The following is a 12,441-nucleotide window of genomic DNA, read 5'->3' on the forward strand; positions in this document are numbered from 1 at the left end:
GGCCGCCCCCCGGCCCGGCGCCCGGGGGGGCCCCCCCGCCCCCCCCCCCCCCGCGCGGGGGGGGGGGGGGCCCCCCCCCAAAACCCCCCGGGGCCCGCGCCGCGCCCCCGCCCCCCGGGCCCCTTTCGTATGCCCTTCCGGCCCCTACTCCTCCCAGTCCGACTCCTGCCGGGAGGCGCGACGGCCGAAGAAACCGGGGGACAGGCGCGCCGCCTGGACCACGTTCACTCCGACGATGCCGCCCCAGGCGACGAGCAGACCGGGCAGGTGCGCGTTCGCCACACCGATCGCGGACAGCGGGATCGCGAGGACGAGCGAGACGATGCCGAAACCGAAGCGCTCGCCCCAGGAGTCGGCGGACTGGGGCGTACGCGACCCGCGCGCCACCACCATCTGCTGTTCGGCGAGCCGGCGCCGCACCCGGCGGTCGACGGCGCCGTCGAGGTGCTGCTCGACCTTCTCCAGGAACGAGTCGACCAGCGCGGACTCGTACTCCTCGCCGAGTTCCCTGCGCGCGTGCAGGGTGGCGTCGAGTTCCTTCTTCAGCTCCGCGTCGTCATGGCGGGCGTTCATACCGGTCATGTCCATCACGTTAGGCAGCCGGGGCGCGTCTGGCACTGGGGATAGCCCCCCTGTTGCGGCGGGGCCGAGCCCCCGGAAGACGCCCCTTGCCGGTCTGCATATCGTCATGCAGAGTTCTCGGTACCTGAATAGAAGGGTGTGAGCGTGGTGTCGTCCCGGATCGTGGACACGTCGCGTGCGGTGACGCCTCCGGCGGCCGTCGCACTCGTGGTCCTGGACGGCCGCGGCACCGGAGTCGACGACGTCGTACGGCTCGCCGACGGGACCGCGCGGCCGGTTCCCGGCACGGACGCCATGAAGCGCGTCGAGGAGTCCTGGTGCGCCGCCCGGCGCATCGCCGCCACCGGCCGCGTCTACGGCCGCTCCACCGGCGTCGGCGCCAACCGCAACGAGGACGTCCCGACCGAGGCGGCCGCCGGCCACGGACTGCGCCTGCTGCGCAGCCACGCGGGCGCCATCGGCGGGGAACTGCCCGCCCGGCAGGTCCGGGCGATGCTCGCCGTCCGCGCGAACCAGCTCCTCGCGGGCGGCGCGGGACTGCGGCCCACCGTCGTGACGGCGCTGTGCGAGGCACTGGAGAGCGGCGCGTACCCGGCCGTCAACGAGTTCGGCTCGGTGGGGACCGGGGACATCGCGGCCCTGGCCCAGATGGGCCTCGCCCTCGCCGGGGAGCACCCGTGGAGGGGCCCGGACGGCTCGCCGGCCCGGACCGGCGGGGGCCTCGCCCCCGAGCCGCAGCCGCTCGACAACAACGACGCGCTCGCGCTCATCAGCAGCAACGCCCTCACCCTCGGACAGTCCGCCCTCGCGCTGCACGAACTGCGCGGGCTGATCGGGGCCACCCAGGTCGTCGCGGCGCTGTCCCTGCTGGCGGTCGACGGGTCCCACGAGGCCTACGCCGAACCCGTGCACGCGGCCCGCCCGCACCGGGGGTCCATCGAGGTGGCGCGCCGGATGCGGGAGCTGATCGGCGCCGCCGACCGGCCCACGCCACCGCTCGGACGCATCCAGGACCCGTACGGCTTCCGCTGCCTGCCGCAGATCCACGGCCCCGCCCACGACGCGGCGGACGCGCTGGAGGCGGTCCTCACGGTGGAGATCAACGCCGCCGCCGAGAACCCCCTCATCTGCCCCGAGGACATGGCCGCCTACCACCACGGCGGCTTCTACCAGGCCCAACTCGCCCTCGCCCTCGACCACTTCAGGCTCGCCGTCACCCAGGTGGCACGCCTGTCCACCTCCCGGCTGTCCACCCTCAACGAACCCGCCTACACCCGGCTGCGCCCCTTCCTCGCCGACCACGAGCCCGCGTCCTCGGGCGTGATGATCCTGGAGTACGCCGCCGGTGCCGCGCTCGGTGACCTGCGGGCCTTCTCCGCGCCCGCCTCGCTCGGCCACGCTGTACTCTCCCGGGGCGTCGAGGAACAGGCGAGCTTCGCCTCACTCGCCGCACGCCAGACGCTGCGTGCGTGTGGTGCGTACCGTCTCGTCGTCGGCTGTGAACTGGTCGCCGCGGTACGGGCGCTGCGCCAGCGCGACCTGCGGCCCGACCCGGAGCTGCCGGCCGGGCGGGCACTGGAGCTGGCCGAGGCGGTGCTCGACGCGGAGCAGACCGACCGGCCGCTCACGGACGACGTGACGGCGGCCGCCGCGCTGCTCGACCGGTTCACGGACATCTGGAGGGGGAGCACGTCATGAGCACGCTCGGCGACAGGGCCGCAAGCGGCGACAAGGACGGGGACGGCAACGCGATGGGGGGCGGCGGGACGATGGAGGACGGTACGGCGACGGGGGTCGGCCGGACGACGGGCGTCGGCGGGGCGACGAGGGACGGCGGCCCGCAAGGCGGCCGCCCGGAGAGCGACGCGGGTGTGAGCGACAGCCCCGCCGGACGGCTCCAGAGTCTCTTCGAGGGGCACCGGCTCACCCCGACCCAGCGGCGCATCGCCCACAGCATGGTGCGCAGCGCCGCCGACGTGCCCTTCCTGTCCAGCGTCGAACTCGCCGAACTCGCCGGAGTCAGCCAGCCCTCCGTCACCCGCTTCGCGGTCGCGCTCGGCTTCGACGGCTACCCGGCGCTGCGCCGCCACCTGCGCGAGGTCGCGCCCGCCGAACCGGCCGCCGACACCGCCTCGTACAACGAGTACCAGCAAGCCGTCGAGGCCGAGATCGAGAACCTGCGTCACCTCGCCGCCGTGCTCTCCGATCCGCGGCCGGTCGCGCGGGCGGGGCGGCTGCTCGCCGCGTCCCGTCCGCTGCCCGTCCTCGGGCTGCGCGCCGCCGCCTCCCAGGCCTACGGCTTCGCCTACTTCGCCGCCAAGGTGCACCCCGACGTCCGGCTGCTGCACGAGGGCGGCACGATGCTCCAGGACCGTATCGACGCGGCCGTCCGGGCCGGGGCCACGGCCCTGCTGTGCTTCGCGCTGCCCCGTCACCCGCGCGAGGTCCTCGACGCCCTCGGCTACGCGAAGGAGGCCGGGCTGACCGTCGTCACGGTCGCCGACTCGGCGTTCGCGCCGGTGGCGAAGGTGTCCGACCTGCTGCTCCCCGCCGCCGTCGGCACCGGCCTCGCTTTCGACACGGCGTGCGCGCCGATGCTGCTGGGCCGCGTCCTGCTGGAGGCCATGTGCGACGACCTGCCGGACGCCCAGGCGCGGCTGGAGCAGTTCGACGCACGGGCCGCCGTACGGGGCCTGTTCGTGGAGTAGGAGGCGTCCCTCCCGGCGTCCGCGCGGTGATACGGGCGTTTCTCAGACGCGTCTCACCTTCCGTGGCTAACCTGCCCGCCCGAAGACATACGGGCGTGGCTGCGGTCGGCGGCGTGCCCGTGGACGTGCAGGCGCGGGGACGGGAGGCGGATCGTGGCGCGCGGAGGACAGGGACTGGCCCGAGTGGCCGTCGTGGTGCGGGCGGGAGCATCGCCGCTGTGGTGGTGCGGGGTACTGGCCGCCGGGGTGGGCGTGCTGCTCCCCGGGCTGACCGGGCGCAGGATCGGCGTCATGGCGGGCGCCGCGCTGTTTCTCGTCACGGCCGCCGTGGTGGCGCGCCGGCGCACGAAACGGTACGACGCACTGGTCCGCTCGGCCGCCCGCGCCGGCAAGCACGATGTGCTCCAGGACCGTGCCGTGACCGTGCGCAACTGGCGCCGGGGCCACCGCTGGTGGCTGCTGTTCGCCTTCGCCGCCGCGCTGGGCAGTTCGTTCGCCGTGCCCGCCGCGGGCGGCATGCTGCTCGCCGGGGCGGGCGTCGGACTGTGGCTGAAGGCCGCGAGACTAGGACGGGTGGAACGGGTCGAACGGGCGCTGATCTGGGTGCGCGTCGACTGGCTCGGCCCGCGCGCCGGAGCGCCCGTGGGCAAGCCGGTCCGCGCCGTCCGGGCCACCGGAGTGGCGGCGGGTGACGCCGCGCCCGGTGGGGCGCGGCGTCACTGACCGGAACGGAACCGGACCCGGTGCGCGGAACTAGATCTCCAGATCGGCCTCGATCCGCTTCAACTGGTGCCGGGCCATCGCCAGGTTGGCGCGCTTCTGGTCGAGCACCAGGTACAGGAAGAGGCCGTTTCCGCCGCGCCCCTTCATCAGCCGGATCAGGTGGTACTGGTCGGAGAGCGTGATCAGGATGTCCTCGATGTCGCCCTTCAGGCCCAGGTGTTCCATCGTGCGCAGTTTGGCGCGGACGACGTCGGTGTTGCCGGCGGCCGCGACCGTGAGGTCGAAGCTCTTGCTGCCGCCGATGGTGCCCAGCGCCATTCCGCTCGTGTAGTCGACGAGGGCGGCACCGGTCGCGCCCTCGATGGACGCCAGGGCCTCTTTGAGGGCGGTCTCGGTGTTCGTCATGATGGGGTGCTCCTTCAGCTCTCTGATGTTCTCGGGTGGTTGGTGGCAGGAGTGGATGTGGACCGCGGCGTGGTGCCGCGGGGGGTGCGCGTGCGCAGAGGGGTCTTCGCGGAGGGCTTGGCGGAAGGCTTGGCCGGTTCGGCGGCCGGCTCCCCGCGGGCCGTGGCGGCGTCGACGAGTTCGCCGATCCGGGTGCCGGAGCGCCGCCCCTCCAGGTGCAGCCGGCCGACGTTGACCCGGTCCTGGGCGAGCAGGGTCAGCACGGCGGAGCCGCCCGCCGCGTACGTCGCCACATAGCCGTGCACGCCGCGCACCAGCAGCTCGCGCAGGTCGCCGTGACCGGTGGACTCGGCCATCCGTATGGCGACCCCCAGGGCGGCCGCGGTGAGCGCGGCCAGGCCGTCCGGCTCCACGCCGGGCGTGTCGTGGGCGAGGACGAGACCGTCGGCGCTGGCCGCGAGCGCTCCGGTCAGCTGGGGCACCCGGGCCCTCAACCGATGGAGTTCGTCCAGGACTTCGGCCTCCGCCGCCATCAGCAGTCTCCTCTCGGCACGCTGTCGTAGCGCGCGGATCACAAGGCCTCCCGCGGGGTTGGGACTCACAAGGCCTCCAGCGCGTCTCTGAGTCGCCGCAGCAACGCGACGTCGGGATCGGCGGAGGTCTGGGTGAGCACGCTGGGCGGCGGGAGCGGCTGCGGTTCGGGCGCGGCCGTCACGAGTCCGGCGGCGGCGAGCCGGCGCAGGTCGACGAGCGTGTGGAAGGCCGGCCTGCCCAGCGCGAGCGACACGTCCGCCGCCGTGCGGACGCCGTCCACCCGGCCGAGGACGGCCTCCTGGCGCAGTGGCACCGCCGGTCCCGCGGCGAGCATGGCGCGCCGCAGTGGTGCGGTGTCGGTCGCCGGGTCGGGCCAGATCCGGTGCAGGAGTTCTCGCCGGCGCACCGTCTCGCGCTCCAGCGCGGCGACCGGGACGGGGCGCAGCGGGCCGAACCAGTGCGCGGCGCCGTACCGGAAGCGGCTCGGGGTGCTGCTCGGACCGAGCACGAAGTACGCGGCGTCGTAGAGGGAGCCGAGGTGGCACAGTTCCAGCGCGCCCTCCGCGATCCGTCCGGTGTCGATCAGGAACCGGCCGACCCGGCGGCGGGCGCCGGCCGTGGCGACCGCCTCCCGCCACACCTCGGGGTCCAGGACGCCGTGGACGGAGAAGAGGACGTCGAGCCCGGGTGTGGCCGGGCTCTCGGCGTGCACCACCTCGCCGTCGGCGAGGTAGAGGGTGCCGCGCTCGCGGATGAGGACGCCGGTGGCCCGTTCGTCGGCGAGTCTGCCGAGCATCGGTGAGGCGCCGCCGGCGGCGCCCGGTGCCGGGTCCCGTATCGGGAGCCGGGGTGGGGGAGGTGTCCTGACCGTGGTCATACGAGCACCAGCCGTCCGGCCATCTCGCCCAGCCGGATGCGGGCCAGGGCGAGGTTGCCGTCCGAGCGGGCCAGCCACAGGTGCAGGAACACGCTGCTGTCGAAGGCGGTCCGGACGAATCGCAGGACGTGATAGCTGTCCCGGTTGCTGATGATCAGGTCTTCGATCGGGGTCTCCTGATCGGACCACTCGGACCAGTCGGAGCCGCCCTTGGGGGCGAACGAGCGGTTCTCCGCGGCGAGCCGGGCCAGCTCGGCGGCCTCCGCCGCGGTCGTCTCGTGGTCGTCGCCCGGAGCGTCGCCGACCGTGCCCAGGGCCAGGCCGCTGGTCCAGTCGACCACCGAGGCGCCGCGCGCACCGGGCAGTGTCATGGCCTCCAGCAGGCACTCGTCGATACCGGGCACCGTGTCTCCCTCCCGCCAAAGGGTTCGGCCGAGTGACGACGAAGTTACGCACTGTGTGCACGGGAAGGGAGTGATCGGGCATTTTCCTGTGGAACATGCCCGCGATGACTAAGGTGGGTCGACTGACCACATTCTCGGGCGCACTCAAACCCCCTGGCGTCGGTTTGTGCTGCCCTGGGGCGGTGTGGCGGGGGCGTACATGGGTGCGGGCGGGCGTCCGCCGTTTTCAGCGCGCCCCGGTGGCCGTCGGTGTCGCCTCGGGGCTCCGCCCCGGACCCCGCTCCTCAAACGCCGGAGGGGCTGGATCTTCTCCCGGCTCTACAGGCTGGTGAGTGAGTGGGTGTGGGGGCCGCCTGATTCGGTGACGATCTCGGCGAGGGTCTGGGGGGTCCTTACGACCGCGAAGCGGGTGGTTCCCGGGTCGCCTTCGGCCGGGGCGTAGCCGTAGATGCCGGGGCGGGCCAGGGAGTTGTACGCGTAGTGGTGGGCGAAGTAGTACGCGCCGGTGTCCAGCGCGGCCACGTGGTCGCCCTGTTCGAGCAGCGGCAGCGGGCGGCCCTCGGCGAGCAGGTCGCCCGCGAAGCAGGCCGGGCCCGCGACGTCCTGGACGACGTCCGGCCCCGTCTTGGGCCGGCCCTTCGCGTCGTACGCGGCGATCCGCAGCGGCCACGATTCCGGCGCGTACACCGTGCGGGTCGCCACCTGCACCCCGGCGTGGGTGACCGCGACCGCCCGGCCCCCGGCGGACTTCGTGTACTCGACCCGGGCCAGCACCGTCCCGTGCTTGGCCAGCAGGGACCGCCCGAACTCCGTGACCAGCCCGTACCGCCCGTCGAACAGCCCCGGTGTCACCTCCGCGAGCAGTCGCGCGTACTGCTCGTACGTCGGTGCCATGGCGTCGGAGCCGAAGTCGACCGGCAGTCCGCCGCCGATGTCGATCGTGTCGACCTGCCGTCGCCCGACGTGCCGGTTGATCTCCTCCGCGAGCGCGTACGTCTCCGCCACACCCCGTGCCATCAGCGGGAGCGGCATGCCCTGCGAGCCCGAGTGCGCGTGCAGCCGGGTCAGCCAGGGCCGGTCGGCGTACGCCCGCACGATCCAGGCGCGGGCCCCCTCGTCCCGCAGCGCCACCCCGAACTTGGAGGTCGCCGTCGCCGTCGACAGTGCCCCGATCGAACCCCCGCCGACCTGCGGGTTCACCCGGATTCCGATGGGGGAGCGGGTGGCCGCCGAGCGGACGGCGGCGTCGATGCGGTCCAGCTCCTGCGGGCTGTCCGCGTTGACCGCGATGCCCAGCGCCAGCGCCTCGCGCAGGTCGGCGGGCGTCTTGGCCGGCGAGTCGAGCACGGTCCGCCCGGGCGCGATCCCGGCCGCGCGGGCGAGCGCGAGCTCCCCGGGGCTCGCCACCTCCGCGCCGACGCCCTCCTCGCGCAGCAGCCGCAGGACGGGCACGAGGGGCGTCGCCTTCACCGCGAAGGCGTGCAGCACCGGAGTGCCGGGAGCGGTCACCGCCTCGAAGGCGGCGCGCAGCGCGGCGGCCGAGGCCCGGATGCCGGGGACGTCCAGGAGCGCGACGATGGGACGGTCCGGAGCGAGGAGCCCCTGCTCCACGGCGGCCCGCACGGCGTCGTCCCGCCGTGAGACCCGTGCCGCGTCCGAACTCCCCGCCGAAGACATCGCAGCACCGTCCGCCCGGTAGTCGCCGTCGTCCGCCCGATCCCCTGCCCTGTCCATGTCTTCGCCCATGCGTCCCAGCCAAACATCCGGGAGGGGCGCGTGCGGGGCCACGCACCTATTGACTAGCTCTATTCAAAGAGCCAGGATGTGAATATCCACAGAAACAGTCCGCTAGGAGGCAGACCATGTCAGGACCCCGCCCCGTCCGAGCGCCACGCGGTACGGAACTGAGCGCCCTGGGATGGCAGCAGGAAGCCGCCCTGCGGATGCTGCAGAACAACCTCGACCCCGAGGTCGCCGAGCACCCCGACAAGCTCGTCGTCTACGGCGGCACCGGCAAGGCCGCACGCGACTGGCGCTCCTTCGACGCCATGGTCCGCACGCTGCGGACCCTCAAGCAGGACGAGACGATGCTCGTCCAGTCCGGCCGCCCCGTCGGCGTCATGCAGACCCACGAGTGGGCCCCGCGCGTCCTCATCGCCAACTCCAACCTGGTCGGCGACTGGGCCAACTGGGAGGAGTTCCGCCGCCTGGAGGCCCTCGGCCTCACCATGTACGGCCAGATGACGGCCGGCTCCTGGATCTACATCGGCACCCAGGGCATCCTCCAGGGCACCTACGAGACCTTCTCCGCCGTCGCCGCGAAGAAGTTCGGCGGCACCCTCGCCGGCACCATCACGCTGACCGCCGGCCTCGGCGGCATGGGCGGCGCCCAGCCGCTGGCCGTGACGATGAACGACGGCGTCGCGATCTGTATCGACGTGGACCCGCGCGCCATCGAGCGCCGCATCGAGCACCGCTACCTGGACGTGAAGGCCGACTCCCTGGAGCACGCCCTCCAGCTCGCCGTCGAGGCCCGCGACCAGCGCAAGCCGCTGTCCATCGGCCTGCTCGGCAACGCGGCGGAACTGCTTCCCCGCATGCTCGCCGAGGGCGCGCCCATCGACATCGTGACCGACCAGACCTCGGCCCACGACCCGCTCGCCTACCTCCCCGTCGGTGTCGACTTCGACGACATGGCCGACGCGGCCGCCAAGGACCCGGCCGGCTTCACCACCCGCGCCCGCGAGTCCATGGCCCGGCACGTCGAGGCCATGGTCGGCTTCATGGACGCGGGCGCCGAGGTCTTCGACTACGGCAACTCCATCCGCGGCGAGGCCCAGCTCGCCGGGTACGACCGCGCCTTCGCCTTCCCCGGCTTCGTCCCCGCCTACATCCGTCCGCTCTTCTCCGAGGGCAAGGGCCCCTTCCGCTGGGCGGCCCTGTCCGGCGAGGCCTCCGACATCCACAAGACGGACAAGGCGATCCTCGACCTCTTCCCGGAGAACGAGTCGCTGCACCGCTGGATCAAGCTGGCCGGTGAGCGCGTCCACTTCCAGGGCCTGCCCGCCCGTATCTGCTGGCTCGGCTACGGCGAGCGCGACAAGGCCGGCGAGCGCTTCAACGACATGGTGGCCTCCGGCGAGCTCGCCGCCCCTCTCGCCATCGGCCGCGACCACCTCGACTGCGGCTCCGTCGCCTCCCCGTACCGCGAGACCGAGGCCATGCTCGACGGCTCCGACGCGATCGCCGACTGGCCGCTGCTGAACGCCATGGTGAACGTCGCCTCCGGCGCCTCCTGGGTGTCCATCCACCACGGCGGCGGCGTCGGCATGGGCCGCTCCATCCACGCCGGCCAGGTCTCCGTGGCCGACGGCACCAAGCTCGCGGGCGAGAAGATCCGCCGCGTGCTGACGAACGACCCCGGCATGGGCGTCATCCGCCACGTCGACGCCGGCTACGACATCGCCGAGTCCGTCGCGGACGAGCGCGGTGTGCGCATCCCGATGCGCGAAGGCGACGAGGGCGGCGACGCGTGACGTTCCACAGCATGTGGGCGGAGCTGCTGCCGGTCGGCCGCAGCTCCGCCTCCGGCGGCTACCGCCGGTTCGCCTGGAGTGGCGCCGACACCGACTGCCGCGCCTGGTTCCGGCAGCAGGCCGAGTCCCGCGGGCTCACCTACGAGCTCGACCGCAACGGCAACCAATGGGCCTGGCTCGGCGACCCCGCCGAGGGCGACGCCGTGGTCACCGGCTCGCACCTGGACTCCGTGCCCGACGGCGGCGCCTTCGACGGCCCCCTCGGTGTCGTCTCCTCCTTCGCCGCCCTCGACGAACTCCGCGCCCGGGGCGTCCGGTTCACCAAGCCCCTCGCCGTCGTCAACTTCGGCGACGAGGAAGGCGCCCGCTTCGGCCTCGCCTGCGTCGGCTCCCGGCTGGCCGCCGGACAGCTCACCGTCGAGCAGGCGCACCGGCTCACCGACGCCGACGGCATCACCCTGCCGCAGGCCATGGAGCGCGCCGGACACGACCCCGCCGCCATCGGCCCCGACCCCGAACGGCTCGGCCGGATCGGTGCGTTCGTCGAACTCCACGTCGAGCAGGGCCGCGCCCTGGACCTCAGCGGCGACCAGGTCGGCATCGCCAGCGCCATCTGGCCGCACGGCCGCTGGCGCTTCGACTTCCGGGGCGAGGCCAACCACGCCGGCACCACCCGGCTCGTGGACCGCCACGACCCGATGCTGCCCTACGCCGAGACCGTCCTCGCCGCCCGCCGCGAGGCCCGGCTCGCCGGCGCCGTCGCCACGTTCGGCAAGATCGCCGTCGAGCCGAACGGCGTCAACGCCATCCCCTCCCTCGTCCGCGGCTGGCTCGACTCACGCGCCGCCGACCAGGCCACCCTCGACACCGTCGTGGGCGGCGTCGAGAAGGCGGCCCGCGAGTACGCCGAGGCACAGGGTGTCGAACTCGACGTGATCCGCGAGTCGTTCACCCCCGTCGTCGAGTTCGAGCACGCCCTGCGCGACGAACTCGCCCGCATCCTGGGCAAGGACCGGGAGGCCGTCCTGAACGTCCCCGTGCTCGGGACCGGCGCCGGACACGACGCCGGAATCCTCTCCGGCACCGTCCCGACCGCCATGCTGTTCGTACGCAACCCCACGGGTGTCTCGCACTCCCCGGCCGAGTACGCCGCCGAGGACGACTGCGTGGCCGGGGTGACCGCACTCGCCGACGTACTCGAAGGGCTGGCCTGCAGGTGACCAAGACGTACTGGCTGGAACACGCCTGGCTCGACACCCACGTCGAGCCGGGCGTCGCCGTGACCGTGTCGGCCGGCGGCTCCGGGGCCGGTGCCGACGGCCGCGTCACCGACGTCCGCACCGGCGTCGACACCCCGCCGCCGGGCGCCGAGATCCTGCGCGGACTCACCCTCCCCGGCCTCGCCAACGCCCACTCCCACGCCTTCCACCGCGCCCTGCGCGGCACCGTCCAGGTCGGCTCCGGCACCTTCTGGACCTGGCGCGAGATCATGTACTCCTTCGCCGACCGGCTGACCCCGGAGACCTACCACGCGCTGGCCCGCGCGGTGTACGCGGAGATGGCGCTCGCCGGAGTCACCGCCGTGGGCGAGTTCCACTACGTGCACCACGCCCACGACGGCACCCCCTACGCCGACCCCAACGCCATGGGCGAGGCACTCATCGCCGCGGCCGCGGACGCCGGGATCCGCGTCACCCTGCTCGACACGGCCTACCTCTCCTCCGGCTTCGGCCGGCCGCCCAGCCCGCACCAGCGGCGCTTCTCCGACGGCACCGCCGAAGCCTGGGCGGAACGCTCTTCACTTCTCAAGGACCGGGATCACGCACGGATCGGCGCGGCGATCCACTCCGTACGGGCCGTGCCCGCCGGACAGCTCGCCACCGTGACCCGCTGGGCCGAGGAGCGGCGCGCCCCGCTCCATGTCCACCTGTCCGAGCAGACGGCCGAGAACGAGGCCTGCCTCGCCGCCCACGGCCGCACCCCCACCCGCCTGCTCGCCGACCACGGCGTCCTCGGACCGCGCACCACCGGCGTCCACAGCACGCACCTCACCGACGAGGACATCGCCCTGATCGGCGGCTCCGGCACCGGCACCTGCATGTGCCCCACCACCGAACGCGACCTCGCCGACGGCATCGGCCCCGCCGTCGCCCTCCAGCGCGCGGGCTCACCCCTCTCGCTCGGCTCCGACAGCCACGCCGTCATCGACCTCCTCGAAGAGGCCCGCGCGATGGAGCTGAACGAGCGGCTGCGCACCCGCACCCGAGGTCACTGGACGGCCGCCGCCCTGCTGCGCGCCGCCTCAGCCGACGGCCACGCGGCCCTCGGCTGGGACGACGCGGGCACCATCGAGACGGGCGCCCTCGCCGACTTCACGACGATCGCCCTCGACTCGGTCAGAACAGCGGGACCGGTGCCACGCCTCGGCGCGGAGACAGCCGTATTCGCGGCCACGGCCGCCGATGTCCGGCACACGGTCGTGGCGGGCCGGCACGTCGTGCGCGACGGCGCGCACACGCTCGTCCCCGATGTGCCGGCAGCGCTCGCGGACGCCGTCCAGGCGCTGCGCTCCTGACTCCGGGGCGGGCGGCAGACCCCCCCCCCCCCCACCCCCCCCCCCCCACGACCCCCCCCCCCCACCGCCCCCAAAGCCACACACACCGCGACACCCA

The 12,441-nt window shown here is 73.8% G+C and carries 12 protein-coding genes; 6 read left to right on the forward strand and 6 right to left on the reverse strand.

Annotation, left to right across the window (positions count from 1 at the left end; translation table 11 throughout):
• Positions 1–144: 144 nt before the first annotated feature.
• Positions 145–582 carry a hypothetical protein gene (locus ACFXGX_RS39010; protein WP_384801795.1) on the reverse strand — a complete coding sequence of 146 codons (438 nt, stop codon included), beginning with the start codon at positions 580–582 and terminating at the stop codon, positions 145–147.
• A gap of 147 nt (positions 583–729) precedes the next feature.
• Between ACFXGX_RS39010 and ACFXGX_RS39015 the strand changes: the two genes are divergently transcribed.
• The 3 genes from ACFXGX_RS39015 (at position 730) to ACFXGX_RS39025 (ending at position 4,013) form a co-directional block, all read left to right on the forward strand.
• Positions 730–2,280: an aromatic amino acid ammonia-lyase gene (locus tag ACFXGX_RS39015; RefSeq protein WP_384801836.1), complete on the forward strand. Its 1,551-nt coding sequence runs from the start codon at positions 730–732 to the stop codon at positions 2,278–2,280.
• Positions 2,277–3,290, forward strand: a complete 1,014-nt coding sequence (locus ACFXGX_RS39020) for a MurR/RpiR family transcriptional regulator (protein WP_384801798.1) — start codon at positions 2,277–2,279, stop codon at positions 3,288–3,290. The genes ACFXGX_RS39015 and ACFXGX_RS39020 overlap by 4 nt, the downstream gene beginning before the upstream one ends.
• Before the next feature lie 153 nt (positions 3,291–3,443).
• Positions 3,444–4,013 (forward strand): hypothetical protein, encoded by a 570-nt coding sequence (locus tag ACFXGX_RS39025; RefSeq protein ID WP_384801801.1) that lies wholly within the window; start codon positions 3,444–3,446, stop codon positions 4,011–4,013.
• Between the two features lie 30 nt (positions 4,014–4,043).
• On the opposite strand, the gene ACFXGX_RS39030 is transcribed toward ACFXGX_RS39025, so the two are convergent.
• The 5 genes from ACFXGX_RS39030 to ACFXGX_RS39050 all read right to left on the reverse strand — a co-directional run bounded on the left by ACFXGX_RS39030 (position 4,044) and on the right by ACFXGX_RS39050 (position 7,910).
• Positions 4,044–4,418 (reverse strand): hypothetical protein, encoded by a 375-nt coding sequence (locus tag ACFXGX_RS39030; protein ID WP_355763800.1) that lies wholly within the window; start codon positions 4,416–4,418, stop codon positions 4,044–4,046.
• A gap of 14 nt (positions 4,419–4,432) precedes the next feature.
• On the reverse strand, positions 4,433–4,951 hold the full coding sequence (locus ACFXGX_RS39035; protein WP_384801804.1) for a roadblock/LC7 domain-containing protein: 519 nt from the start codon (positions 4,949–4,951) through the stop codon (positions 4,433–4,435).
• Positions 4,952–5,016: 65 nt separating this feature from the next.
• Positions 5,017–5,829, reverse strand: a complete 813-nt coding sequence (locus ACFXGX_RS39040; protein ID WP_384801807.1) for a hypothetical protein — start codon at positions 5,827–5,829, stop codon at positions 5,017–5,019.
• A complete protein-coding gene (locus tag ACFXGX_RS39045) occupies positions 5,826–6,233 on the reverse strand; it encodes a hypothetical protein (protein WP_037628227.1) in 408 nt (135 codons plus the stop codon). Before ACFXGX_RS39045 ends, ACFXGX_RS39040 begins: the two co-directional genes overlap by 4 nt.
• Positions 6,234–6,551: 318 nt before the next feature.
• On the reverse strand, positions 6,552–7,910 hold the full coding sequence (locus ACFXGX_RS39050) for a diaminopimelate decarboxylase (protein ID WP_384801839.1): 1,359 nt from the start codon (positions 7,908–7,910) through the stop codon (positions 6,552–6,554).
• Between the two features lie 185 nt (positions 7,911–8,095).
• On the opposite strand from ACFXGX_RS39050, the gene hutU reads away from it, so the two are divergent.
• Genes hutU through ACFXGX_RS39065 form a run of 3 tightly spaced genes read left to right on the forward strand, consistent with a single transcriptional unit; the run spans position 8,096 to position 12,344 of the window.
• The gene (hutU, locus tag ACFXGX_RS39055) at positions 8,096–9,769 is read left to right on the forward strand and encodes a urocanate hydratase (RefSeq protein ID WP_384801810.1); all 1,674 of its coding nucleotides are present in this window, start codon (positions 8,096–8,098) and stop codon (positions 9,767–9,769) included.
• Positions 9,766–10,989 (forward strand): allantoate amidohydrolase, encoded by a 1,224-nt coding sequence (locus tag ACFXGX_RS39060; protein ID WP_384801813.1) that lies wholly within the window; start codon positions 9,766–9,768, stop codon positions 10,987–10,989. Before hutU ends, ACFXGX_RS39060 begins: the two co-directional genes overlap by 4 nt.
• Positions 10,986–12,344, forward strand: a complete 1,359-nt coding sequence (locus ACFXGX_RS39065) for a formimidoylglutamate deiminase (RefSeq protein ID WP_384801816.1) — start codon at positions 10,986–10,988, stop codon at positions 12,342–12,344. Before ACFXGX_RS39060 ends, ACFXGX_RS39065 begins: the two co-directional genes overlap by 4 nt.
• The last annotated feature ends 97 nt before the right edge of the window (positions 12,345–12,441 follow it).

Origin of the sequence: Streptomyces sp. NPDC059371, from assembly GCF_042751995.1 — a bacterium.
In the GTDB taxonomy this organism is placed as follows: Bacteria; Actinomycetota; Actinomycetes; order Streptomycetales; family Streptomycetaceae; genus Streptomyces.